We start from the raw sequence: 24,058 nt of genomic DNA, 5'->3' as shown, positions 1-24,058 counted from the left end.
CGAACAAATCACCCGTCACGGCGCCCGGATGCCCGGCGTCGATTGGCTTCATCCGACGGGCGCGTTTTGCGGCGGGGAGCCCTCCCGGGCGCCGCTCCCGGGTCCGCTCGGGCCGCAGAACGGTTCGGTCGATCACCGACGAGGCCGTTCGGCGACCACAAAACCCGATCGTCGACGGTCGACGAGGTCGTTCTGCGATGGCAAAACCCGATCGTCGACGGTCGACGGGGTCGTTCTGCGATGGCAAAACCCGATCGTCGACGGTCGACGAGGTCGTTCTGGAGGAAGGGCCCTCACGCGGGGCGTCGACGGTGTCGTTCTGGGCCCCCGAGGCGCTCGGTCGGCGGTCGACGTGTGGGTTCTCGTGTGGCAGAACGGCTACGTCGACGGACGACGAGCCGGTTCGCGCGAATCAGTCACTTCGGCGGCAGCGGGATATCCTCGGCCGCGATGCGGAAGATCAGGTACGCGCGGAACGTGTTCGAGCCGGTCGACTGGAATGGGTTGGCCACGCCGCCCGGCTGATACCACATCCAGTGCGCCTCCGGGTCGATGCTGGCCGTGCCCGGGGGCGCGGCGCCCGTGGGGCACGTGGGCGGGAAGGTGCCGCCCGGCGTGGGGTCGTTGGCCTCGCCGACCGCGAGCGAGCCCGTCGCGCCCGGCGTCACGGCCCCGGCCGCGTTCACCCAGCCGCCGCTCGTGGTGGCGTCGTCGCCGCTGCCGCTGTTGCAAAGGGCGATCTGCTGGTTGATCTCGTCCTGCGTGGGGCCGGTCTGGCTGCTCTGCATGTTGATGCCCGTCGCGCAGACCTCGAACTGGCCGTCGCCGGTATAAAGCGGCGCGCCGGTGCCGCGGCGGAATTGCCCGAGTACGCCTTGGGTCACCGCGAGATCGTCCCAGGTCACGATGTAGAGGTAGGCGGACGGCGGGGCGGCGGCGGCGGGCACGACATAGGCCTCGGGGCCCTCGCCGCAATTGAAGATCTGGCCGGCGGTCTGCGCGCGCGAGCCCTGGATGAACGTGTTGATGCCGGCCGCGTCGCCATACCCGAAGCTATAGGCATTGTCGGCCGTGAGGACGACGTCGACGTCGACCGCGGGCGGGCCGCCGCCGTTGCCGCTCGTGAAGTTGATGCCGCCGTCGCCGCCCATTCCCATTCCGCCCATTCCGCCCATGCCCCCGAGGCCGCCCATGCCGCCCCCCGCGGAGCCGCCGCCCGTCGCGCCCCCCGCGCTGCCCGTCGCGCCCGTCGGATCGGCGGGGCTCGCGCCGCAGGCCATCACGACGACGCTGACGACGGCGCCAAGGATCCACGCTCTGCCCGGACGAAGGAAGTCATGCATTGCAGGATCGTACACGACGCGCCCCGGGCGTGTCCACTTCCGCCCCCGCGCCCGTCGGGCAAACGCTTGCCCCTCGCGTACTCGTTGAAGGCCCGTCAGCGGCCCACGTCCGTCTCGGCCGGGTCCTCGTCGGCCGGCCCCGCCATTCCGTCGACCATCACCGGATCACTCTGCTCGGCGAGGTGCGGCTTGCCCTCGGTGTCGATGTAGTGGCCGCTGCGCTTCGCCTTCGTCTCGAGGTAAAACTTGTTGTACTCGTTCGGCGGGATCACGTGCGGGATCCGGCCCGCCACCTCGACGCCGTATTGCCCGAGCTGGCTTATCTTGTTCGGGTTGTTCGTGATGAGCCGGACCGATTTCACCGCGAGGCTTTGCAGCATGTGCGCCGCCACCGCGTAATCGCGCTCGTCGTCGCGGAAGCCGAGCGCCAGGTTCGCCTCCACCGTGTCGAGGCCCTGATCCTGCAGCCCGTACGCCCGGATCTTGTTGATGAGCCCGATGCCCCGGCCCTCCTGCCGCAGGTAGAGCAGGATGCCGCGCTCCATCGACTGGATCCGCCGCAAGCCCTCGAGGAGCTGATCCCGGCAGTCGCATCGGAGCGAGCCCATCACGTCGCCCGTCAGGCACTCCGAGTGCAGGCGCGTGGGCACCTCCTCGGCGCCGATCACGTCGCCGTGCACCATGGCCACGTGCTCCTTCGCGTCGCGGTTGTTCCAGAACGCCACGATCTGGAAGCGGCCGACCCGCGTGGGAAGATCCGCGACGCCGACCACACGCACGCAGACCCCCGCAGGGCCGAAGCCGTCACACGCGTGGTTCTTGTCGCGCTCGACGAGCTCTGCCAGCGCCCTGCGTGCCTCGTCCGCCATCGACTCTCCTCTCTCGCCTTGCGACTAGCAGGCCAAGGGGCCGCTGCCAAAAATCTTGGCCTGCACGCGCCGTTCGATCGATAGCCCCCGTGGTGTCTCCGATCCGCTCCCTCCTCGCCCCGGTCGCGCTCGCCTCGGTCCTCCTCCTCGGCTCGCCCGACGCGCACGCCGCGCCGCGTGGCCTGCACCGCATCCGTGTCACCGACGGCGCGGTGTACGGCGCCGTCGGCGGCAAGGAAAAGCCCGTGCGCCTGACGCTCGATCCGCGCCTGCAACAGAAGGCCGAGCGGCTGCTCGCGCGCTCGGACGCACCCGAGGCCGCGATCGTCGCGTCGGACGTGCGGACCGGGCGGATCCTCGTCTGGGCGAGCCGCGGCGGCCGCGACTACGTGGCCGAACCCCACGCCCCGAGCGCGAGCCTGTTCAAGATCGTCACGGCCGCGGCCCTGCTCGAAGGCGGGTACGCGAACGCCAGCACGGAGACGTGTTATTCGGGCGGCTTCAGCAGCATCAAGCCGGCCGATCTGGAGAGCCGCGGCTCCGCCTGCACGACGTTCGGCGAGGCGCTCGGCAAGAGCATCAACGTCGTCTTCGCGAAGATGGCGAAGAAGCACCTCGACGCCGGTGATCTCCGGCGCATGGCAGGCACGCTCGGCTTCACGGGCGAGCTGCCGATCGACGTGCCCGCGAGCTCGGGCCGCGTCGACATCCCCGACGATCCCTTCGGCATGGCCCGCGCGGCGGCGGGGTTCTGGAACGGAAAACTCTCGCCGCTCGGCGCCCTCTTCGCGATGCAGACGATCGCCAACGGCGGCGAGCGCGTGCGGCTCGTGCTGAAGGATCCCGGCGTCCCCGTCGCCCGCGTCGTCGAGCGCCGCGCCCTCGATCCGCGCGTCGCGCGCACGCTGAACCGCATGCTCCAGGTGACGACGAAACGAGGGACGTGCGTGAAGGCCTTCCGTCACGCCGACGGGACACGCGCCTTGCCGGGCATGGCCGTGGCCGCGAAGACCGGCACGCTGGTCGGCAAGAAGCCCGCGCGTATGTTCTCGTGGTTCACCTCGTTCGCGCCCGCCGACAAACCGGAGATCGCCGTCGCCGTCATGCTGGCGAACGACCTTACCTGGCGCACCAAGGCGAACATCGTCGGCCGCGAGCTGCTCGAGGCCTACTTCGCCGGCGGCCGCGACGAACCGCACGCGCGGTAATCGGGCAAACGAACGATCAAAAAGAATTTCGGGCGCCGCGGGGCATCGTCTCGCGGGCGCGAGGGCGCTAGACTCGTGCCGCGTGCACGCCAGTCAACTCCCCCTCTCGCACGAGGCCACGGCCCTCGCCGTCTCCGCCGACGGCAAGCGGCTCGCGGCTTCGGCGATCGGCAACGGACGCACGGTCGTCTACGATCTGCGCGTCGGCCGAGCGCTCTTCCGGTTCGGCGTGGGCGCGACGGGGCTCGCGCTCTCGCCCGACGGCGCGCGCCTGGTGACGGCGTGGTCGGACGACACACGCGCGCCGCCGAGCGCAGCCAGGTTCGCCGTCGACGCGCGCGTGGAGGCCGACGAGGCGGCGTACACGGTGCGGGTCTTCGAGCTCGTCTCGGGCAAATGCCTGACGCCCGAGCCGTGGCGCGGCGAGGCGCCGATCGCGCTCTCGCCGGACGGCAAGTTGCTCGCGGTGACGGCCGATCGCCTGACGAGCGCGGTGCTCGTCTACGACCTCGCGGGGGAAGCGCTGGTGCACGTGCTCGTGTACCCGCACCGGCGCAGGCTGCGTAGCCTCGCGTGGAGCCCCGACGGTCGCCTGCTCACGGCCGCGACGGGCGCGACGCCGGTGGTGCACTGGTCGACGGACGATTTTCAGGAGGTGCGGCCGAAGGGCGTGCGGGAGCACGACGCGGCCGTCGCGTTTTCCCCCGACGGCGAGCTCGTCGCGGCGGCCGGGCCGGACTCGCGCATCCGCCTGTTCGAGCGGGATCGAGAGGGCGAGCCACGCGCGGTGCTCTCGGTGATGAACGGCCAGAAGCTCCTGCGCGGCGTGGCGGCGCTCGATTTCTCGCCGGACGGGGAGCTCGTCGTGGCGCTCGGCCGGACACGCGCGACGCAGCTCTTCAGCGTGTCGCTCGCGCGCCCTCTCTGGACGGCGAGCCCGGGGCCGATGGCGTTTTTGCCCGACGGCAAGACGCTCGCGGCGTGGTGGTGCGGCGCCGTGTGGCTCCGGGACGCGGAGAGCGGCGATCTGCGGGTCTCGACGGCCGACGACACGAGCGACGAGGGGCCCGTGGGCGGGCCCGTGAGCCGCACGGTGACGCTGCGGAGCCGCGAGCTCGAGGGGCCGATCCCGCCGCCGCCGCAGACGATCCGGGTCGTGGGCGCGTCCCACGCCGTCGCGGAGGCCGAGGCGCAGGCCGCATCCGCGGCGCTGCTCGCGCGGCTGTCGACGGGCTGGGCCGAGTCGAGCTACCGCACGGCCGCGCACCTGCTCGCCCGCGACGCCGACGGGCTCGGCGTGCGCCTGCCGCTGCTCGGCGGGTACACGTACGTGCAGATCCGGCCCCGCGGGGAGCGCTTCCGGATCCTCGTGACGGTGACCGCGGACGAGCCCGATCACGATCCGCCGCCCTCGTCGAGCCTGGTGCGGCTCTCGCGCTGGATCCGCGATCGGCTGAGCGCCGAGGCGCGCAGGGTCGCCGCGGCCGATCGCGAGTGGGCCGCGGAGATCGCGCCCGGCGCGGGTGAAGGGGACGTGCACGTCGAGCGTGGCCAAGGTTCGCTCACGATCACGCTCGATCTCGCGTCGCTGCTCTCGCTCGACGACCTCGAGGCCCTGATCCACGCGGTCAAGCACAAGCTCGAACCCTGAGCCCACGCCCGCGCCGTGAAGAAGCCGCCGCCCGTCGCCGAGTTCTATCGGTTCCCCATCACGGCGGGCGTGGCGATGCTCGCCATCTTCGTCACGGCCCTCGACGCGTCGGGGCGATCCATCCACGAGCTCGTGATGAACGTGCGCGCCTTCGAGCGCGAGCCGTGGCGCCTCGTGACGAGCGCCCTGCCACACGCGAACGCGCTTCACCTGATCTTCAACGTCGCCTGGCTCTGGACGCTCGGGACGATGCTGGAAGAGCGCTTCGGCTCGTTCCGCCTGCTCGGCCTCGTGCTGCTGTTCGCCGCGGGATCGGCGGCGGCCGAGTACGCGATCTTCCTCGGCGGCATCGGCCTGTCCGGCGTGGTGTACGGCCTCTTCGGCCTCGCGTGGGTGCTCTCGCGCGCGGACGCGCGGCTGCGCGGCGCGGTCGATCCGACGTCGACGTGGCTCTTCGTCGGCTGGTTTTTCCTCTGCATCTGGCTGACCGTCGAGGACATCCTGCCCGTGGCGAACGTGGCGCACGGCGTGGGCGCGTTGCTCGGCGTGCTCGGCGGGCTCGTGATCACGGGGGGCGTTCGGATCGCGCAGCGGCGCGCCGTGGTGCGTGCCTTCGCGGGGCTCTTCGCCCTCGGCGTGCTCGGGGCCTCCGGCGCGGGCGCGACGGTGCTTCGGCCGCGCGTGAACCTCGCGAAGGGCGCAGGCGCGGACAGCACGCGGCTCGGCAACGAGGCGTTCGAGGCGGAGAACTACGACGAGGCGATCCGGCGCTACCACCAGGCGCTCGCGGTGAACCCGAAGCGCGCGATCGTCTGGTACAACCTCGGCCTCGCCCACGCGCGAAAGGGGGAGCTCGACGAGGCCACGCGCGCGTATACCCAGGCCGTCGCGCTCGCGCCCGAGGACGAGGGGCTCAAGCGCACGCTCGACGAGGCCATGCGCCTGCGCGCGCGGGGTGGTGGTGGTGGTGGTGGTGGTGCGCAGGGTGATGATCTCGCGGCGCCGCCCGAAGGTGGCGACGTCGAGCCCGAGAGCGACGCCGCGCCCTGAGAAAGCCTTCTCCTTCGGCACGGTCGCCCCTACACTCGTCCTCCCGGAGGCACGCGCCCGTTGAAGACCCTCGATTTCTACTTCGACTTCTCGTCCCCCTACAGCTACCTCGCCGCCACGCAGCTCCCGGCCCTCGCGGCGCGCGCGGGCGCGACGGTCCACTACCGCCCCGTCGTGCTCTTCGCCGTCTTCAAGGCCGCGGGCAACGACATGCCCGCCAAGGTCCCCACGAAGGGCGCGTACATGCTGAAGGACCTCGAGCGCTGGGCGCGGCACTACGGCGTGCCCTTCCGCTTCTCGAGCCACTTCCCCTCGAACACCCTCAAGGCCATGCGCCTCGTCCACGTCGCCGCCGATCAGGGCAAGGCCGAGGCGTTCACGCAGGCGGCCTTCCGCGCGATGTGGGCGGAGGATCGGGACCTCGCGCGCCCCGACACGCTCGCCGATCTCGCGCGTGGCGTGGGCCTCGATCCCGAGGCCGCGCTCGCCGCGATCGAGACGCAGCCGATCAAGGATCGGCTACGCGCCGATACGGACGCCGCCGTCACGCGGGGCATGTTCGGGGCGCCCGCGATCTACGTCGGGGACGAGCTCTTCTGGGGCAACGACCGGCTCCACTTCGTCGAGGAAGCGCTGAAAGGCTGATGGCGCTCCGTCCCTTCGAGCGGCTCCCGTACGACGCGCTGCCCGCCCTGCCCCGCATCCCCCACGGCTACCACCGCGCCGAGGCGCGCACCGTGCGCGTGCCTTCCCGCATCTTCGGCGACGTCCGCGTGCACGTCCGCGTCACGGGATCCGGCCCGCCGCTCCTGCTCGTGCACGGGCTCATGACGTCGAGTTATTCGTTCCGGTACGTGCTCGAGCCCCTCGGCCGGCATTTCCGCGTCTACGCCCCCGACATGCCCGGATCGGGCCGCTCGGACAAGCCCACGGGCGCGGACTTTTCGGCCCGGAGCTTCGGCGCCTTCCTCGCCGAGCTCCAGGAGGCGCTCGGCATCCGCGGCTGCGTCATCGCGGGCAACTCGCTCGGCGGATACGTGGCCATGCACCTCGCCCTGCAGGATCCGGCCGCCGCGTCGCGCCTCGTCGTGAACCACGCGCCGGGCACGCCGGATCCGCGGTATTTCGCGCTCCGGGCCCTGCTCTCGACCGGCGCCGGGCGCGCGCTCCTGCGCCACCTCGTGCAACGTGATCCGCGCCGCTGGGTGTACCGGAACGTCCATTACCACGACGAACGGCTCAAATCGCGCGAGGAGCTCGACGAGTACGGCGCCCCGCTCGCCACGGACGACGGGATCACCTGCTTCACGAAATCGCTGCACGAGACGCTGGCGCCCGCGGGCTTCCGCGCCTTCGTCGACGCGCTCGGCCGCGCGCCTTTCCCCGTGCCGCTGCTCTTCGTGTACGCGCGGAAGGACCCGGTGGTGCCGCCCCGCGTGGGCGAGGCCCTCCACCGCCTCGCGCGGGGCTCCGAGCTGCGTTACCTCGACGGCACGTCGCATTTCTCCCACGTCGACTCGCCGGATCGTCTGGTCGACACCATCCTGCCTTTCCTCCGCGCAGGCGAGCCCGGCGAGGCCGCGCGGGCCCCGCTCGGCGGCTGAGCTCATCGCGGACGGCGCGACGGAAACCGTGTACGATCCTCCCCGCGGATTTCGTCTGGGCAAAAATCAGGCGAAAGAAGGGAGTCGTTCCATGAAATTGTCTTGGTCTTTCTGGGGGTTCGTCCTGGCGAGTATGTCGCTCGGCGTCGCCGGCTGCGGCAGCGAGGTGAACGAAGGCGGCGGCGGCAGCGGCGGCTCGGGCGCGGGCAGCACCGCGTCGAGCGGCGGATCCGGGGGCACGGGCGGCGCGGGTGGTGGGACGGGAGGCGCGATGGCCGGCTCGGGCGGCGCGGGTGGCGCGGGTGGCGCGGGTGGCGTGATGGCCGGCTCGGGCGGCGCGGGCGGGGGCATGGGCGGCGCGGGCGGCTCGGGCGGCAGCAATTACGCGAGCTGCGAGGCGTGCACGGACGCCGCGGGCGCGGCCGCGACGGAGTGCCTGGCCGCGTTCGATGCCTGCATGGAATGGAAGACGTGCGTCAGCATCTACAACTGCACGAAGAACGGCATGCCGAACGGCCCTGGCCCTTGCGACAGCACCCAGGCCGGCGCCTGTTGCACCTGGTTTTGCCAGGAGACGATGAACTTCGACATGGAGGGGATCAAGCGTTTCCGCGCCCTCGATGACTGCATCCATTGCAAGACGTGCGCGGGGCTCTGCGAAACGGCGGATACCTACTGTCCCGTCTTCGAGGAGGGCGGCAGCTCGGCCTGCATCCCCTGAGCGACACGATCGGCGACGAACGCCGGTTGACGCCGCCCGAGAGCGCTGCTTTGGCGTCTCCATGCGCTCCGCTCTCGTCCACCTCGTGCCGCTCGTCTTCCTCGCCGGTTGCGCCGGAGAACCTCCGCCGCCCGCCGAGGCCCCGTCCCCCTGCCCGCCCGAGGCGCGGACGTGCGCGCCGTGCCCTGCGCCCGCGTGCCCGGCCGTCGCCCTCCCGCACGCGCCTGGGCCCGTCGGCGTCGATCTCGGCGCCCTCGAAGCGGAGCTCGTCGGCAAGCACGGTGAAGCCGCGCGACCCCGGATCAAGCGGGGGCTCGCGCAGGTCGCGTCCCTCTGGCGCGCGGAGGACGGGGATCTCGGCGCATTCGTGCGCGCGCAGTTCCTCGCGGAGCCCGCGGCGATCGACGCCACGTTCGCCCGGCTCGAGGGGCTGCTCGAACAGCTCGAGGGGCACCTGCACGAGATGGGGCGCGCGCTGCGTTTTCCCACGGACACCGACACCGGGCCGCTCTTCCCGCTCGATCCGCTGCTCGCGGGTTACGAGCCTGCGGCGCACCTCTACGAGGATCTCTTCCAGTCGAAGATCGCCTTCGTCGCATTGCTGAATTTCCCGCTCTCGGACCTCGCGACGAAGAGCGCCGAGGGCGAGCGCTGGAGCCGGCGACGCTGGGCCGAGGACCGGCTCACGGGGCGCTTCGCCCTTCGTATCCCCGGCGCGGTCGCCCAGGACATCGCGCGCGCGGGCGCCGAGGGGGATCTCTACATCTCCGATTACAACGTCTGGATGCATCACCTCGTGAGTGAGAAGGGGTTCGGGGCGCAGGGCGCCGAAGGGCGACCCGGAGCCCCGAGCGTCGAATCGGGTGAACGTCCCTTCCCCTCCGGGCTCCGGCTCATCAGCCACTGGAACCTGCGCGACGAGCTCAAGGCCAATTACGGCGATCCCAGGGGCCTCGAGAAGCAGCGGATGATCGTGCAGGTGATGGAGCGTATCGTCACGCAGACGATCCCGGCCGCGGTCATCGACGATCCGCGGGTCGACTGGAACCCGTTCACGAACGAGGTCCGCCCCGCGCCGGCCGCGGAGATCGAGCCCTCCGCGCCGAACCGCGCGCCCCTCACGACCGCCTCCGCGCGCCCCGAGCCCTTCGTCCGTTACGAGAAGCTGCTCGCCTCGTTCCGCGCCTCCCGGCGGGCCGATCCCTTCTCGCCGATCGCGAACTCCGCCATGAAGCGCCGATTCGAGCTCACCCGCGAGATCGGCGAGGACCGCGTGCGCGGGCTCTTCCTCTCGATCCTGGGCTCGAAGACGATCCCCAAGGTGGCCGCCGAGATCGAGCGCCGGCTCGGCCGCAAGCTCGGGCCGCAGGATCTCTGGTATGCCGGCTTCAAGCCCCGCGGCGGCAAGACCGAGGCCGAGCTCGACGCGATCACGCGGAAGCGTTATCCCGACGCGAAGGCGTTCTCCGCGGACATCCCGCGGATCCTCGTGGAGCTTGGTTTCCCGAAGGATCACGCCCGGACGATCGCCGACAAGATCGCGGTCGACCCCTCGCGCGGCGCCGGGCACGCGATGGAGCCGCGGCGCCGCGGGGACAAGGCGCGCCTGCGGACGCGTATCGAGAAGGACGGCATGAACTACAAGGGGTACAACATCGCCGTCCACGAGCTCGGGCACAACGTCGAGCAGGTCCTCTCCTTGTACGACGTCGACCACACGCTTCTCGCGGGCGTGCCGAACAACGCCTTCACCGAGGCGCTCGCCTTCACGTTCCAGGCGCGGGACCTCGAGCTGCTCGGTCTGTCCAAGCCCACGGCCGAATCCGAGCGGGATCGCGTGCTCGGCGAGCTCTGGTCGGCCTGGGAGATCGCGGGCGTCGCGCTCGTCGAGACGGACGTGTGGCATTGGCTCTACGAGCACCCGGAGGCGACGGCCGAGGAGCTCGGCAAGGCCGCCGTCACGATCGCGAAGAGGTACTGGAACCAGTATTATGCGCCGCTCCTCGGCTCCCCGGATTCGGCGCTGCTCGCGATTTATTCACACGCGATCTCGACGCCGCTCTACCTGCCGGATTATCCGCTCGGGCACCTGATCGCGTTCCAGATCGAGGAGCACGTGCGAAAGCAAGGCAAGCTCGGCCCGGAGTTCGAGCGCATGGCGAAGTACGGATCGGTGTTGCCGGATCTGTGGATGAAGCACGCGACCGGGGAGCCGATCAGCGCGGGGCCCCTGCTCCGCGCGGCGGAGAAGGCCCTCGGGGGGAAGCCGTAGCGGCCTGGGTCAGGGCATCGTGGGGGGCAGGATGCCGACCGCGTCGATCTCGTTGAAGCCCGTCACGGCCTCGGAGTCGAGGTCGATACGCACCTCGGAGATGGGCGAGCAGGTCATGGTCGGCACGGAGAGGACGTGCGCGCAGCCTCCGATCGCCTTGGGCATCGGGTTGTCGTAAATCACCTTGTCGCCGTCGGCGGTCTTGATCGTCACCTTCTTCACGGCGCCCGGGTTGTACGTCTCGTAGATCCAGACCGCTTCGCCGGTCACGGGCGTCGAGAACCCGACGGTCAAGTACTCGTCGGCGGCGTCCTCGGTCGCCGTGGCCCAGGCGTTGGCCTCGTCCCCGGCGGTGGGATACACATTCGGCGCGCCGAGGGCCTGGGTCGCTGAATAACTGCCCGCGGCGGAGTATTCGGAGGAGACGGCGATCTCCGTGTCGGCCCACTTCATGCTGGCCGGGGCCTGGATCTCGTTCACGAGATTGGTCACGTTGACGCAGCGCTTCGTATCGTCGACCTCGTCGACGACCATCCCGTCGTCGCAGAGCGCCATGGGGCCGCCGCCCATGCCACCGGCGCCGCCCATGCCACCGGTACCGCCCATGCCACCGGCGCCGCCCATGCCACCCGTGCCGCCCGTGCCGCCCATGCCGCCCGTGCCGCCCGTGCCGCCCATGCCGCCGGCCGCGCCGCTGCCGCCCGTGCCGCCGTTGCCGCCCGTGCCGGTCGGGCCGTCGTCCCCGCATCCCGCGAAGCAAGCGAGCATCACGAGCATCGGGGCCACCATCGAGATTCGTCGCACGTAAAGGTTCATTCTAATCGCTCCTTCCGGTGAGAGTGAACTCACCGGGCGGAGGGGAACGTATCCGGCTGGACGGACGCGTGTCAACCGGAGGAGGCGGCTCGCTCGCCTGCCGCGCGCCGCCCGCGTCCGTGGTAAGAACAGCGAGCACCCGAGGAGGCCACTCGCATGTACCGCGTCACCATCCTGTACCCGCACGCAGAGGGCAAGCGCTTCGACCTCGACTATTACGTGCAGAAGCACGTCCCAATGGTCAGAGCCCTGCTCGGCCCGTTCGGCTTGAGGAGCGCGGAGGTCGCCGAGGGGCTGCCTCGTAATGGGGCGCCCCCTCCCTTCGTCGTCATCGCGAGCATGACCTTCGACTCCCTCGAGGATTTCCAGCGCGGAATGGCGCAGCACGGCCGGCAGATCAACGAGGACCTGCCCAGCTACACCGACATGAAGCCGACCTTCCAGGTCAGCCGCATCCTCTGACGCCCCCGCGTCCCCTGACCCTTTTTCTCCCCCGTCGAGAAATGTCTAGCAAAACGCGGCGGAACCCCGTAGAGTAAAGGTTCCCCGCACAATGGCCCCGATCCGTCGCGATCGGGTTCGGCGGCGCGTTCATTCGCTTTCGCGCGTGTGCTCTCCCCGCGCGACGGGAGGAGTGTATCCATGGGCTTTCCGCACGGCGAACTCGTTGTCCTCGGCACCGTGGTCCTCGCGGGTATCGTGGGGAGGTTGTGGCTCGCGGGTCGCGCAGGCGGCCGAGAGGCGGCCGAGGTGGGCTTGCGTCGCGCGCGCCGGAGCGCCGGCGCGGCTCCTCTGGCGGAGGCGCACGGCCGCGGCGAAGACGTCGAGGAGCCCGTCCCGGAGAGCGGGGTTCGTGTCAAGAGGGGCGCGCGTGTGCGGCGCGTCGATTTTCGTAAAGGCGGCTGACAGGGCGTCAGCCCGCTGAACCGGAGGCCCGCGTGATCACCTGGCGGAAGACCTCCACGGCCCATTGCAGGTCGCTCTTCGTCACGTATTCGTCCGGGGCATGCGCCTGCGTGATGTCGCCCGGGCCGATCACCACGGCGTCGATGCCCGCGGCGGAGAACAGCGCGGCCTCGGTCCAGAACGGCAGCGTCGCCTCGGCGCGCGGCAGGGAGCCGAGGAGCGCGCGGAAGGGAGCGACGTCGCGCGTCTCGAAGGGCGACATCGACAGCACGGTCTGCGTCTCGATGCCCTCGCCCGCGGCCCGCGCGCTCGCCTCGAGCTCGGCCTCGAAGGTGGCCACGTCGAACCCGGGCGGCGGCCGCACCGAGAACGTGAGCGCGGCCCGGTTCGGCACCACGTTGAAGGCGACGCCGCCCTCGATCGACGCCACGTTCAAGCAGAGCCCTTTCATGTCCGCGGGCCCGCGATCGAGCCAGCGTCGCCCGATCTCGTCGAGCCCCAGCGCGAGCCGGGCCATGGTGACGATCGGCTTCGGCATCTGGTCGGCGCCCGATGAATGCCCGCCGCGGCCTTTCACCTCGGCCGACATCGCCACGCAGCCGCGGTGCCGCACGCCCACGGCGCGCCCCGTCGGCTCGCAGACCACGGCGCGCTTGATCACCTGCGCCCAGGAGCTCGACAGGAAATGCTTGATGCACGTGCCCGTGCGCTCCTCGTCGCCGGAGAAGACCACGCCCACGTTGCGCGGCTTCTGGCCTTCGAGCGCGACGAGCGTCGCGGCGATCGCGCCCTTCGTGTCCGCCGCGCCGAGGCCGATCACGCGATCCTCGGTGATCACGCCTTCCCACGGCGGCACGGTCCACCCGCTGTTCGCGGGCACCGTGTCGACGTGCGCGTTGATGATGGTGTGCGGCTCGCCCCAGCGCGCGACCACGTACGCGCCCGTCCCTTCGTCGCGCGGCACCTCCACGACGGCGACCTCGTCGGCACCGAGCGCGGCGAGCGAGCGCGAGAGCATGCGGCAGATCGACGGCTCGTCGCCCCCGGGGTTGTCGGTGCGGTGTCGGATGAGCTCGGCGAGCAGGGCGGCGGGATCCATGGCGCCCATCCTACCTCTCCTTTGACGCGCTCGCCCGTTGCTGATACGTGCCCGCGCAGATGGAGGCCGTTTCCTGCATTTTCTGTGGTGACCGAGGGACGCGCCCCTACCACGAGGAGAACGGCTACCAGGCCGTCTCCTGCGACGGTTGTGGCCTCGTCTTCGTCACGCCGCGGCCCAGCGAGGCCGAGATGAAGCGCCTCTACGAGGGCCAGGAGACCAAGGTCGACCTCGGCCTCCAGATCCGCAACGTCGAGCGCGCCACCTACGAGGCGCGCCGCGCCCTCGACCTCGTCGGCCGCTACCAACCTTCGGGCCGCCTCCTCGAGATCGGCTGCGCCGCTGGCTACTTCCTGCGCGAGGCCCTCCGCCGCGGCTACGATCCCACCGGGATCGACATCACCGGCCCCTTCGTCCGGTACGCCACCGACGTCCTCGGCGTCGACGCCCGCGAGGGCACCCTCGCCTCCGTCGAGCTCCCGCCTGCGAGCTTCGACGTCGTCTACCACCGCAACGTCCTCTCCCACCTCGCCTACCCGCTCGACGCCTTCCGCCAGATGCGCTCGCTCCTGCGCCCCGGCGGCTTGATGGTCTACCAGACCGGCAACGTCGCCGAGCTGCCCGGTGAGCGCTGGGCCGGCACGAACGAGCTCGACCTGCCCGACCACCTCTACCATTTCGGCGAGAGGCAGCTCCGCATGCTCGCCGAGCGCACCGGCTTCGAGACCCTCGACGTCCGCCGCTACGCCCTCCTCCTCCACGAGCCCGCCCCGCGCGCCGCCCTCCTCCACCTCCAGTCGCTCTTCCGCAAGAACCACAAGAACGGCGCCCCCGCGAAGGAGCAAAAAAACAAGCCCGCGCCCTTCGTCGTGCCGAACGACGTCCCGCGCGCGCGGCTCCTCCACAGCCTCGAGGTCCTCGTCGACGGGTACATCACCTACGACCTCGGCGCCGTCGCGCCCAAGGAGGGCCGCCGCGCCACGCTCGTCGTCGTCGCCCGCGCCCGCTGACATGCGCCTCTCGTCCCGCTCGCCCCGCCCCTTCCGCGCCCTCCGCCGCGCCCTCCGCGCCGCGCGTGGTCTCCTCCGCGGCGGCCTCGTCATGCACGGCCCCTTGCGCCCCGAGGTCGCCCTCACCTTCGACGACGGCCCCGACCCCGAGCACACGCCCGCGATCCTCGACCTGCTCGCCGCGCGCCGCGCCCGCGCCACGTTTTTCCTGCTCGGCAGCGCCGTCGAGCGGTTCCCCGATCTCGCCCGCCGCGTCGCCGCCGAGCAGGAGATCGGCTGCCACTCCTATGCCCATGATCGTTCGACCGTGAACGACCTCCAGGCCTTCCGCGCCGACACCGAGCGCGCCCTCGACCTCTTCGATCGCGCTCTCGGCGCCCGCCCTCGCCATTACCGTTTTCCCTGGGGAAACCCCGGCCGCATCACCCCGCGTGACGTCGAGCGCCTCTTCGGCATGACGTGTGTCCACTGGTCCGGCGGCGGCTACGACGATCGCTCCGACGCCCCCGCCATCGTCCGGCACATCGAAGACGCGCTCGAGCCCGGCGCCATCCTCCTCCTCCACGACGGCTGCGCGCCCGGCTCCGTCTACCCCGGCTCCCGCGACCCCACCGTCCGCGCCTTGCCCGGCGTGCTCGACGCCATCGAAGCCCGCGGCCTCCGCACCGTCACCCTCGCCGAGCTCCTCGCTGGATCCTCATGACCCGAAAGGTGCCTCCTCGCGTCGTCCTCGACGCCCGCGTCCTGCGCGGCGCGCCCGGCGGCGTCGCCACCGTCGTCGCCGCGCTCGTCGACCACCTCCCCGCCGTCGCGCCCGACGTCCCGTTTGTCTTCCTCCGCCACCCCGACGCCCGCGGACCGCTCTCGCGTGCCCCCAACGTCACCGAGTGGCTCGTCTCCGGCGACCCGAACCACCCCGACTCCCTCCTCCGCCTCGGCGCCTGGCTCGGCGGGCGCCTCGGCCCCGACGACCTCTTCCACGCCCCCTACCGCGTCCTGCCGCTCGGGGCGCCCGCGAAGAGCGTGCTCACCATGCACGACGTCATGCAGATCGCCTGCCCCGAGCTCGTCTTCCCGAACCCGCTGCTCCGCGTGCTCCTCGCGCCGTACTGGGGCGCGGCCATCCGCTCCTCGATCCGCCGCGCCGGCCGCATCCTCGCCGTCAGCCAGCACAGCGCCGACGACACGATCCGCGTCGACCCCACCTCCGCGCCGCGCGTCCGCGTCACGCCCCTCGGCGTCGACCCCGTCTTCACGACCTTGCCCGAAGCCGAGGCCCTCGCGCGGACGAACGATCTCGTTCCCGACGGGCGCCGGTTTTTCCTGGTCCTCGGCGGCGGTTACCCCAACAAGAACCACGCCGCCGCCGTCCGCGCCTTTGCCCGCGCCTTCACCGCGGCTGACGACCTCCACCTCGTCATCATCCAGCGCGAGCGCACCTTCCCCGAAGAGCTCGCCCGCGCCCTCCAGGCGACCGGCCTCCTCTCCCGCGTCCACGTCCAGAGCCGCGTCGGTTTGCCCGCGCTCGTCGGCCTGTACGCGCGCGCCGAGGCGCTGATCTTCCCTTCGCTTTACGAGGGGTTTGGTCTGCCCGTGCTCGAGGCCATGGCTTGTGGTTGCCCCGTCGTCTGCTCCAGCCTCACGTCCGTACCCGAGGTCGCCGGCGACGCCGCGCTGATCCGCGATCCGCGTGATACCGACGCGCTCGCCGGCGCGCTGCGCGCCGTGGCGCGTGACGAGGCCCTCCGCCGCGATCTCCGCGCCCGCGGCCTCGCCCGCGCCGCCCGCTTCCGCTGGGAGGACACGGCCCGGCGGACGATCGACGCTTATCGCGAGCTCGCGCCCTGGATCCCCTGACGAGCGGGCTCCTCCACCGGCCCGCCTCTTGCAAACCCCCTCCAGCGAGAGGGGTTCCTTGCCGACCGACGCGCCGCGGGACCAGACGAGCAAGCAAACAAGCGCCGGTCGCGCCCGCCGCCTCTTCGCGCACGGGCTTGCTTCCCTGGTGTTGCTCGGCCTCGCCCCGGCTGCGCAGGCGGCCGACCCCGAGCCTCCGCCGCCCGTCCTTTTTGATCCGATCCCGGATCCCGTGCTCGATCCCTTCGACGCTCCCTTTGGCCCCCGCGTCTTTCCGGGCCCCTCGAACTTCCCGCCGCTCGTCCTCGCCGGCGCGGGTTTTTCCTGGGACCTCGGCCCTCGTCCGTGGCGGGCGCTCCGCGAGCCTCGTTATCGTCATCGCCTCACGGCCGGCGCCACGATCCTCGCCCTGATGAGCTCCGGCTTCGTCGATTACTGGATCCACGTCGACGACAACCGCACCGACTGGGAGCTCTCCTGGTCGACGCCGAGCTTCTACCGCAAGCTCTGGACCTTCGAGGCCGTGCGGCTCGACGCGAACCATTTCGAGACGAACACCTATTCGCACCCCGCCGCCGGCACCGTCACCTACCTCGGCGCGCGTGGCAGCGGGCTCAGCGCCGGCGAGGCGTTCCTGTTCACGGCCGCGGGCTCGGTCTTGTGGGAGTTCGTCGGCGAATACCGCGAGAAGGTCAGCTTGAACGACCTCGTCTTCACGCCGCAGGGTGGCTTCGCCTTCGGCGAGGCCCTGCACCAGCTCGGCCTCTTCTTCGAGCGTGGCGAGGACAGCACCACGACGGACCTCCTCTCGCTCGCCTTCTCGCCCTTCCGCTTCCTGCACCACAAGCTCGAGGGCACCCATGTCCCGCGCGCCCCGGTCGTCGACGACCTCGGCTTCCCTGCGGACGTCTGGCATCGCTTCGACGTCTCCGTCGGCGCGGCCGCGGAGGCGTCCTCCCGCGGCCTCGGCCCCGCGGAGCGCCGCATCGGCGTCACGACCGAGATCATCAACGTCCCCACGTACGACCGGCCCGGCGAAATCACGCGCTCGCTCGACACGGGCGCGGTCACGGGCATCCGGCTCGTCGGCTCGTTCGGGCAGGGTGGCCTGGAGCAGGTCGATTTCGTGACGCGTGTCCTCCTCGGCGGCGTCTACGACCAGAACATCGTCTCGGATCGGCGCGGCGGGCGTTACGGGTATTCGTTTTTCGTGGGCCCCTCGACGGCGTTCAACTATGCCAAGCACCTCCAATCGGGCAAACGCCAGGACAAGCTCGGCATCGCGAGCCCGCTCGGCGTCCACCTGGACTTGACGCTCCACCACGGAAAGGCACGGGCCCGCGCCGGGCTCGAGCTGTATGGCGATTTCGCGGCCGTGCAGTCGATGGCGCTCGACGAGTACACGGCGAAACACGGCAAGGAGGGCATGCGGCTCGTCCTCGCCGAAAAAGGGTACTATTTCGGGCTCGGTGCCACGGCGCGGCCGACGTTGAACCTGTCCTACGGCCCCGTGGAGCTCGGCGGGCAACTGACGTACGACGTGTTCGAGTCCATCGAGGGGCTCGATCGTTTCCAGGAGCGGCTCACGAACGACATTCACCTCGCGGATCGGCGCTCGGGAAAGCGGGCGTGGTTGTCGTACAGGTTGCCCATGGCGGAGCCGCGGCTCGCGTGGATCGAGGTGGAGCACCTCGAACGGGTGGGCAACATCGGGCGGACGTCCGCGCGGCACGAGAGCACGGACGTGCGGGCGGGGATCACGTTTCGGTTTTGAAGGGATTTGTGCGACGACCCGCCGGGAACACGATATACCGGCGACCATGATGAACGGAAATCTCGCGCGGGTGATCGCGACGTCTTCACTTCTCCTCGGCCTCGCGGCGTGCGGGGCGCGGAGCACGCTCGCCGACCTCGACGGCTCCAGCGGGGCAGGAGGATCCGCGGCGGCGTCGAGCGGGAGCGTGAGCGCGTCCTCCGGCGCGGGAGGCGACGCGCCGCCGCCGGTGGGCCCCCTCGAGCCCGCCCAGCTCGCGCTGGGCCACAACCACGGCTGCGCGCTCTTCGGAAATGGAACGGTCAAATGCTGGGGCAAGAACGATCGCGGGCAGCTCGGGCTCGAGGACACGCTCGATCGCGGCGCGGCGCCGGGGACGATGGGCGCGGCGCTGCCCACGGTGGATCTGGGGCAGGGACGGACCGCAGTCGCGATCGCCGCCGGCTCCCATAGCACATGCGCGATCCTCGATACCGACGAGCTGAAATGCTGGGGGGCCAATTTCCAGGGGAAGCTCGGACAAGGCGACACCACGAACCGAGGGGACAAAAGCGGGACGATGGGGGACGCGCTCGCCGTCGTTGATCTCGGCGCGGGGGCCCGGGTGGGCGCGGTCGCCGTCGGCAATTACCACGCATGCGCGCTCTTGCAGGACGGATCGGTCCGTTGCTGGGGTGACGCGACGGCGTCGGGCGTCTCGGCGAGCCACGGCGCGGAGCCGGGCACGATGGGAGACGCCCTGCCCGCCGTGCGGCTCGGCGCCGGGAAGACGGCGCGCGAGATAGCGGCGGGCTTCAACACGTCGTGCGCGCTCCTCGACGATCAATCCACGAAATGCTGGGGGGTCAACTCCAGTGGAAATCTCGGATTGGGGGATCTGGAGCCCCGCGGCGACTCGCCGGAGACCATGGGCGACGCGTTACCCGCGATCGACTTCGGCGCGCCTCGGGTGGTCATCCAGATGGCGCCGTCGTCGTCCAGCTCCTGCGCTCTGCTCGACGATGCCTCCGTGCGGTGCTGGGGCAACGGCGTCGATCTCGGCCTCGGCGGCGAGGAGAACCGAGGCGACAAACCCGGCACGATGGGCGTGAATCTCCCCGCCGTCGACCTCGGGCCGGGGCGCGCCGCGCTCTCCTTGTCCGCGGGCGCGCGCAGGGCGTGCGCGCTCCTCGAGGACCGTCAGATCAAGTGCTGGGGATACAACCCGGAGGGGCAGCTCGGGCAAGGAGACACGAACAATCGTGGGGACGAGCCGGGTGAAATGGGAGACGCCTTGGCGACCGTCGATCTCGGGACAGGGCGCTCGGCGCTCGCCGTCGAGGCCGGCGGCTTTTTTACCTGCGCCATCCTCGACACGCGCGAGGTGAAATGCTGGGGGCTCAACACGAGCGGGGAGCTCGGGCTCGGCGACACCTCGGCGCGCGGGGCGGAGCCTGGCACGATGGGGGACAATCTCCCGGTCGTCGTGTTGTGGTGATGAGGACGCCCCCCTCTCCTGCCCCCGCGGAGCAGGGCAAGCTCGGCATCACGAGCCCGCTCGGCGTCCACATGGACCTCACGCTTCCCGTCAGCGCGCTGCGCCTGGGGGCACGTCTTCGCAATGGTAGCCGTGATCCGCCAGCTTGTGATCGACGACGCGCCCATAACCCGGCTCGCCGGGGCGCGCCCGGATGCCGACGAGCGGCTGCTCGTCGTCCCGGTTCTCGTGGACCTTCACGTCGATCTCCCCCTGCGCGAGCAGCTTGTCCCAGAGGGCCTTGAATGCGTCCGCGTCGGCCCCTTGCACTTCGAGCGCGAGCGCCGGAGCGCCGCCCTTGGGGAATCGCAGCGTCCCCAGGCGTTTGCCCCCCTTCGAGCACGCGAGCGCCTCCACGGGACGATCGTTCGTGTCTTCCGGGGAGACCGTGGCGCTCGGCGTGGAGTCGCAGGCAAGGAGGAGGAGCATCAGCGGCGCACAGAGACGCATGGAGGCAGGGTAACACGGGGCTCTTTTCGAAGGCGAGCAGGCGGCCCGCTTTTCCGGCCCCGCGTCATCGAACCGCGATACCATGGGCGCCGGCCGGCGGCCTTTTTGGTCGCCGTCACGACACGATTCCAACAGGAGCCGACATGAGAACGTCTCGCCTGGGTGCCGCCGCCTTCTCCCTGGTCTTGCTCGCGGCGGGCACCGTCCTCACGGCATGCCCCGCGAAGGAGACCCCTGCGCCTGTGCACGAGGCCAAACCGGGCCGGCTCGAGGTCAGCACCACCGGCGCGACGGGCGTTACGGCCGGGGAGCCGACCTCCACGGCGGGCTCCGCGCCTGCCCCTGCGCCAGCCGAGGGCGCAAAGGCGGTGCGAATCGAGGTGAAAAAAGGCGGCGACGTCCTCGGATTCGTGCGCGTCACCCCGGGCGCACCCGGCAAGCTCGAGCTCAGCAATGACTCCGACGCGGCCAAGGCGTTGGAGGCGCTGTGGAACAAGGAAAAGTGCAGCGAATCGGTGGCCGTCCCCGCCGAGAGGGCGACGAAGGAGGGGGGATTCGAACACGATACGAGGGTCGTTCGTTCGACGAGCCCGGAGTATGGGTCGGCCGTCCGAGGGTTTCTGCTCGGCAGGGGATATGACGTGCGAGCGCTCGAAGCGCCGGCCGTCGGGCCGTGAGCGCCGGCAGGCCCCGCGGGGGTGGACCGGACGCGATGATCCGACGCTCTCCCCCGACCTCCGCCCCGCGCGCAGCTCCCATCTCCACCCGTCAGATCTTCCAACGCGCCGATCGACGAGCGACGAGTCGTCCGTCAGCTCTGACGACGCGCCGATCGACGAGCGACGAGTCGTCCGTCAGCTCTGACGGGTGGGCGATCGACGAGCGACGAGGCGTCCGTCAGCTCTGACGGGTGGGCGATCGACGAGCGACGAGGCGTCCGTCAGCTCTGACGGGTGGGTCATCAACCGTCGATCGGCGCGTCGTCAGCTCTGACAGGTGGGCAGTGACACATTTCTCGCCACCGACCACCCTCTTGTCTTCGCCCCGGCCCCCCGGCTACCGTCCCCACCTCCTTGCACACCTTCCTCCTCATCGCCCCCTACTTCGCGCCCCAGGCGGCCGTCGGCGCCTACCGCTGGGTCAAGCTCGCCCGGCACCTCGTCCCGCTCGGCTTCCGCCCCGCCGTCCTCTGCGCGACCTTCCCCCAGGACGCCCGTGATCCCGAGCTCCTCCGCGCCCTGCCCCCCGCGGTCGTCCCCCACGACGCCTACCTCGACCCCCGCATCCTCGCCGCGCAGGGCGCCCTCACCGCCCTCTCCACGCGCCTCCGCCGCCCCGCCCCGCCTGCGCGCCCCAGCCGCCCCATCGAGGGCCTGAGCCCCTTCCGTAGCCTCGGCGATCGTTGCTTGATCCACGGCCCCCACGCCGCCCGCGAGGCCGTCCGGCTCGGCCGGCGCGAGGGCGCGCGCGCCGTCGTCGCCAGCGTCGGGCCCTTCTCCGCGCTCCCCGTCGCGCTCCACGCGGCCCGCGCCCTCGATGTGCCGCTCGTCCTCGATTTCCGCGACCCCTGGGGCCTGCACGAGACCGGCGCCGAGCCGCCCCGCGACGCCGCCGAGCGCGCCCGACACCACCTCCTCCCCGTCCTCGAGCGCCACGCCCTCACCCGCGCCGCCCACGTCGTCCTCAATACCCGCCGCGCCCTCGCCGCGTACCACGAGCGTTATCCCTTCCTCGACGGCAAATCGTCCTTCATTCGTAACCATTTCGACGCCTCCCTCTACGACCCCGCCCCCGCGTCGCCCGAGCCGCCCTCGCGCTTCACCCTCCTGCACACGGGTACCTTGCGCGCCGAGACCCGCATAGACGACATCGGCCGGGCGCTGCGCCTGCTCATCGATCGGGAACACCTCACGCCTCGGGACCTCGTCCTCCGCCAGATCGGCCGCGCCACGGACTACGAGCGCGCCGAGGTCGAGGCGCTCGGGCTCTCGGGTTTCGTCGAATTCGTCCCCCCGATCCCCCAGCGCGCCCTGCTCGGCGAGCTCCGCCGCGCGCACGTCCTGCTGTCGATGTTCGATCCACGCGTCGTCTTGCGGATCGCCGCCAAGACCTACGATTACATCGCCTCCGGCATGCCGATCGTCTCGATCACGGAGAACCCCGAGGTCGACGAGCTGCTCGCGCACAGGCCCGATAACACGCGCGTCCGCCCCGGCGACGTCGCCGCCCTCGCCGCGTCGCTCTCCTCGCACCTCGAGCGGTTCCGCGCGACGCGCGCCTTGCCCGCGCCCGCGACCGCGCCGGCCGAGTTCTCCTCCGAGACCGCCGCGTCGCGCTTCGCCGACATCCTCGGCCGCGTGATGCGTGGTTGATGCTTGTCAGCCAGGGCGCGCGCTTGTAGGAAGGATCGATGATCACCCGCCTTCAGCTCGGTACGTCGCGGTTCGAGTACTTCGAGCCGCACGTGCTCGAGCGGTTCCTCGACAAGTCGTGGATGCATTACGGCGAGGCCCCGTCCACGCGCCCCACGCCGGTCGTCGAGTATCTGCTCGAGAACACCCCGCGGCAGATCGTGCTGAGGAACTATCGCAAGCTCTGGCGCCGCGTGACGAGGCCGGGCGAGCCCGCGTCCGCGCTCTACGAGCGGACGAACTTCGTGCCCTGGAACTTCGACAAGGCGAGCCGCCTCGGATTCGAGGACGGGGCGCTCCACTTCATCTTCTCCGAGCACTTCTTCGAGCACCTCTTCTTCGACGAGGCCATGGCGCTCTTCAGCGAGTGCCACCGGGTGCTCGCGCCGGGCGGGGTGATCCGCACCGTGGTGCCCGACGCGGATCTACGAAGGGACGAGGACCCGGAGCCGCTCGGCTTCCCGAGCCGGCTCTTGCCCTGGGATCACCCGGCCAAACACAAGACGCGGTGGTCCGTGTACCTGCTCTGCGAAGCATTACGCCTCGCCGGCTTCGAGCCCGTGCCGCTCCGTTACTGGGACAGCGCCGGACGGCTCACGGAAAAGGAGCCGTCTTCGCTGCGCGACACGTACGCCGGCACGCCCGAGCCCGAGCTCTGGCGCGACCTCTCCTTCCTGCGCCGCCCGAAATCGCTCATCGTCGACGGGATCAAGCGGGCGGGTTGAGCCTCTCCCTCAGATCTTGCGCGCCTCCGCCAGCAGCGTCAGCCCGCTGTCCGGCCGCCGGGCGTGATCCTCGGCGAAATCGGCGATCACCTTGCCCACCGTCCCCAGCACCGCATACCCGAGCCCGTGGAGCGGCGCGAGGAGCGGCGGCAGATCGTCGAGCTTCCACGAGAGCCGCGCCAGCGCGAGCGTGATCGGCGTCGTCAAGATGTAATGGTACCGCTCGAGCTCGAGCCCCGCCCGCGCGAGCTTCTCGCGCAGGTGGTCCACGGTGTAAAAGTTGTTCACCGCGTACCTCTTCCGATGCGCCTCGCGCTCCTCGTGCGTGACCTCGGGGTTCGACAGGCTGTCGGCCGAGAGGAAGATCCGGCCGCCGGGCCGGAGCACGCGGTTCACGTGCTCGAGGACGCGGTCCTCGTTCTGGAAATGCTCGATCACGCAGAACGAGATCACCTTGTCGAACGTGGCGGGCTCGAAGCCGAGCTCCTCCGCGTCCATGTAATGGTAGTCCGTCCGCTCGCTCCGGTGCTTGCGTTGCGCCTTGGCCAGGCGCTTCTCGTGGATGTCCACGCCGACGACGTGCGCGCCCCGCGACGCGATGCGCGCGTCGTAATAACCGTCGCCGCAGCCGATGTCGAGGATGCGCTCCCCGGGCCGCGGGTCGAGCCATTGCAGGAGCGTCGAGCACTCCTCGATGCGGCGGAAATGCCAGTGGGCGAGCGTCTCCATCATCGAGACCGGGGTGTTCGTCGTGCCACTTGTGTTCATCTCGAAGC

23 protein-coding genes are annotated in these 24,058 nt (G+C 70.9%); 17 read left to right on the top strand and 6 right to left on the bottom strand.

Annotated elements, in window-relative coordinates; all coding sequences use genetic code 11:
• Nucleotides 1-416: 416 nt before the first annotated feature.
• Together GF068_RS00600 and ribA are read right to left on the bottom strand one after the other, a co-directional pair.
• Nucleotides 417-1,343 carry a hypothetical protein gene (locus GF068_RS00600; RefSeq protein WP_153817348.1) on the bottom strand — a complete coding sequence of 309 codons (927 nt, stop codon included), beginning with the start codon at nt 1,341-1,343 and terminating at the stop codon, nt 417-419.
• Between the two features lie 95 nt (nt 1,344-1,438).
• Nucleotides 1,439-2,212, bottom strand: coding sequence for a GTP cyclohydrolase II (ribA, locus tag GF068_RS00595; protein ID WP_153817347.1), 774 nt, complete (start codon nt 2,210-2,212; stop codon nt 1,439-1,441).
• Nucleotides 2,213-2,304: 92 nt separating this feature from the next.
• On the opposite strand from ribA, the gene GF068_RS00590 reads away from it, so the two are divergent.
• The 7 genes from GF068_RS00590 (at nt 2,305) to GF068_RS00560 (ending at nt 10,718) form a co-directional block, all read left to right on the top strand.
• Nucleotides 2,305-3,420 (top strand): penicillin-binding transpeptidase domain-containing protein, encoded by a 1,116-nt coding sequence (locus GF068_RS00590; protein WP_338046141.1) that lies wholly within the window; start codon nt 2,305-2,307, stop codon nt 3,418-3,420.
• A gap of 82 nt (nt 3,421-3,502) precedes the next feature.
• Nucleotides 3,503-5,071, top strand: coding sequence for a WD40 repeat domain-containing protein (locus GF068_RS00585; protein ID WP_153817345.1), 1,569 nt, complete (start codon nt 3,503-3,505; stop codon nt 5,069-5,071).
• Between the two features lie 15 nt (nt 5,072-5,086).
• The gene (locus GF068_RS00580) at nt 5,087-6,121 is read left to right on the top strand and encodes a rhomboid family intramembrane serine protease (protein WP_153817344.1); all 1,035 of its coding nucleotides are present in this window, start codon (nt 5,087-5,089) and stop codon (nt 6,119-6,121) included.
• Nucleotides 6,122-6,181: 60 nt separating this feature from the next.
• A complete protein-coding gene (locus GF068_RS00575; protein WP_153817343.1) occupies nt 6,182-6,766 on the top strand; it encodes a 2-hydroxychromene-2-carboxylate isomerase in 585 nt (194 codons plus the stop codon).
• Nucleotides 6,766-7,725, top strand: a complete 960-nt coding sequence (locus GF068_RS00570) for an alpha/beta fold hydrolase (RefSeq protein ID WP_153817342.1) — start codon at nt 6,766-6,768, stop codon at nt 7,723-7,725. The genes GF068_RS00575 and GF068_RS00570 overlap by 1 nt, the downstream gene beginning before the upstream one ends.
• 91 nt (nt 7,726-7,816) lie before the next feature.
• Nucleotides 7,817-8,446: a hypothetical protein gene (locus tag GF068_RS44085; RefSeq protein ID WP_206079372.1), complete on the top strand. Its 630-nt coding sequence runs from the start codon at nt 7,817-7,819 to the stop codon at nt 8,444-8,446.
• A 61-nt stretch (nt 8,447-8,507) separates the two neighbouring features.
• Entirely contained in the window at nt 8,508-10,718 is a 2,211-nt protein-coding gene (locus GF068_RS00560) for a hypothetical protein (RefSeq protein WP_206079371.1), read from the top strand.
• A gap of 9 nt (nt 10,719-10,727) precedes the next feature.
• Here GF068_RS00560 and GF068_RS00555 read toward each other — a convergent pair whose 3' ends face one another.
• On the bottom strand, nt 10,728-11,534 hold the full coding sequence (locus GF068_RS00555; RefSeq protein WP_153817341.1) for a hypothetical protein: 807 nt from the start codon (nt 11,532-11,534) through the stop codon (nt 10,728-10,730).
• A 156-nt stretch (nt 11,535-11,690) separates the two neighbouring features.
• Between GF068_RS00555 and GF068_RS00550 the strand changes: the two genes are divergently transcribed.
• Both GF068_RS00550 and GF068_RS00545 read left to right on the top strand, forming a co-directional pair.
• A complete protein-coding gene (locus tag GF068_RS00550) occupies nt 11,691-11,996 on the top strand; it encodes an EthD family reductase (RefSeq protein ID WP_153817340.1) in 306 nt (101 codons plus the stop codon).
• A 180-nt stretch (nt 11,997-12,176) separates the two neighbouring features.
• The gene (locus tag GF068_RS00545; protein WP_153817339.1) at nt 12,177-12,440 is read left to right on the top strand and encodes a hypothetical protein; all 264 of its coding nucleotides are present in this window, start codon (nt 12,177-12,179) and stop codon (nt 12,438-12,440) included.
• A 7-nt stretch (nt 12,441-12,447) separates the two neighbouring features.
• On the opposite strand, the gene GF068_RS00540 is transcribed toward GF068_RS00545, so the two are convergent.
• Nucleotides 12,448-13,539 (bottom strand): M20/M25/M40 family metallo-hydrolase, encoded by a 1,092-nt coding sequence (locus GF068_RS00540; protein ID WP_170319233.1) that lies wholly within the window; start codon nt 13,537-13,539, stop codon nt 12,448-12,450.
• A 59-nt stretch (nt 13,540-13,598) separates the two neighbouring features.
• Between GF068_RS00540 and GF068_RS00535 the strand changes: the two genes are divergently transcribed.
• The 5 genes from GF068_RS00535 to GF068_RS00515 are packed head-to-tail and all read left to right on the top strand — an operon-like array spanning nt 13,599 to nt 19,657.
• Nucleotides 13,599-14,549 (top strand): class I SAM-dependent methyltransferase, encoded by a 951-nt coding sequence (locus GF068_RS00535; RefSeq protein WP_153817337.1) that lies wholly within the window; start codon nt 13,599-13,601, stop codon nt 14,547-14,549.
• Between the two features lies 1 nt (nt 14,550).
• On the top strand, nt 14,551-15,252 hold the full coding sequence (locus tag GF068_RS00530) for a polysaccharide deacetylase family protein (protein ID WP_153817336.1): 702 nt from the start codon (nt 14,551-14,553) through the stop codon (nt 15,250-15,252).
• Complete coding sequence (locus tag GF068_RS00525; protein WP_153817335.1) at nt 15,249-16,406, top strand: glycosyltransferase family 4 protein; 1,158 nt, start codon at nt 15,249-15,251, stop codon at nt 16,404-16,406. The genes GF068_RS00530 and GF068_RS00525 overlap by 4 nt, the downstream gene beginning before the upstream one ends.
• 58 nt (nt 16,407-16,464) lie before the next feature.
• Nucleotides 16,465-18,180 (top strand): DUF3943 domain-containing protein, encoded by a 1,716-nt coding sequence (locus tag GF068_RS00520; RefSeq protein ID WP_153817334.1) that lies wholly within the window; start codon nt 16,465-16,467, stop codon nt 18,178-18,180.
• A gap of 46 nt (nt 18,181-18,226) precedes the next feature.
• On the top strand, nt 18,227-19,657 hold the full coding sequence (locus GF068_RS00515) for an RCC1 domain-containing protein (RefSeq protein WP_153817333.1): 1,431 nt from the start codon (nt 18,227-18,229) through the stop codon (nt 19,655-19,657).
• Between the two features lie 90 nt (nt 19,658-19,747).
• Here the strand turns inward: GF068_RS00515 and GF068_RS00510 are convergent, their stop codons facing one another.
• Nucleotides 19,748-20,146: a hypothetical protein gene (locus GF068_RS00510; protein ID WP_153817332.1), complete on the bottom strand. Its 399-nt coding sequence runs from the start codon at nt 20,144-20,146 to the stop codon at nt 19,748-19,750.
• A 143-nt stretch (nt 20,147-20,289) separates the two neighbouring features.
• On the opposite strand from GF068_RS00510, the gene GF068_RS00505 reads away from it, so the two are divergent.
• The 3 genes from GF068_RS00505 to GF068_RS00495 all read left to right on the top strand — a co-directional run bounded on the left by GF068_RS00505 (nt 20,290) and on the right by GF068_RS00495 (nt 23,282).
• Nucleotides 20,290-20,823 carry a hypothetical protein gene (locus GF068_RS00505; protein WP_153817331.1) on the top strand — a complete coding sequence of 178 codons (534 nt, stop codon included), beginning with the start codon at nt 20,290-20,292 and terminating at the stop codon, nt 20,821-20,823.
• A 396-nt stretch (nt 20,824-21,219) separates the two neighbouring features.
• A complete protein-coding gene (locus tag GF068_RS00500; RefSeq protein WP_153817330.1) occupies nt 21,220-22,518 on the top strand; it encodes a glycosyltransferase in 1,299 nt (432 codons plus the stop codon).
• Between the two features lie 38 nt (nt 22,519-22,556).
• A complete protein-coding gene (locus GF068_RS00495) occupies nt 22,557-23,282 on the top strand; it encodes a methyltransferase domain-containing protein (protein WP_206079370.1) in 726 nt (241 codons plus the stop codon).
• Between the two features lie 9 nt (nt 23,283-23,291).
• Here GF068_RS00495 and GF068_RS00490 read toward each other — a convergent pair whose 3' ends face one another.
• Complete coding sequence (locus GF068_RS00490; protein WP_153817329.1) at nt 23,292-24,050, bottom strand: class I SAM-dependent methyltransferase; 759 nt, start codon at nt 24,048-24,050, stop codon at nt 23,292-23,294.
• Nucleotides 24,051-24,058 lie beyond the last annotated feature (8 nt).

Origin of the sequence: Polyangium spumosum, from assembly GCF_009649845.1 — a bacterium.
In the GTDB taxonomy this organism is placed as follows: domain Bacteria; phylum Myxococcota_A; class Polyangia; order Polyangiales; family Polyangiaceae; genus Polyangium; species Polyangium spumosum.
Note: the sequence above shows the minus strand (reverse complement) of the source record. Positions and strands in the feature narration are given on the sequence as shown.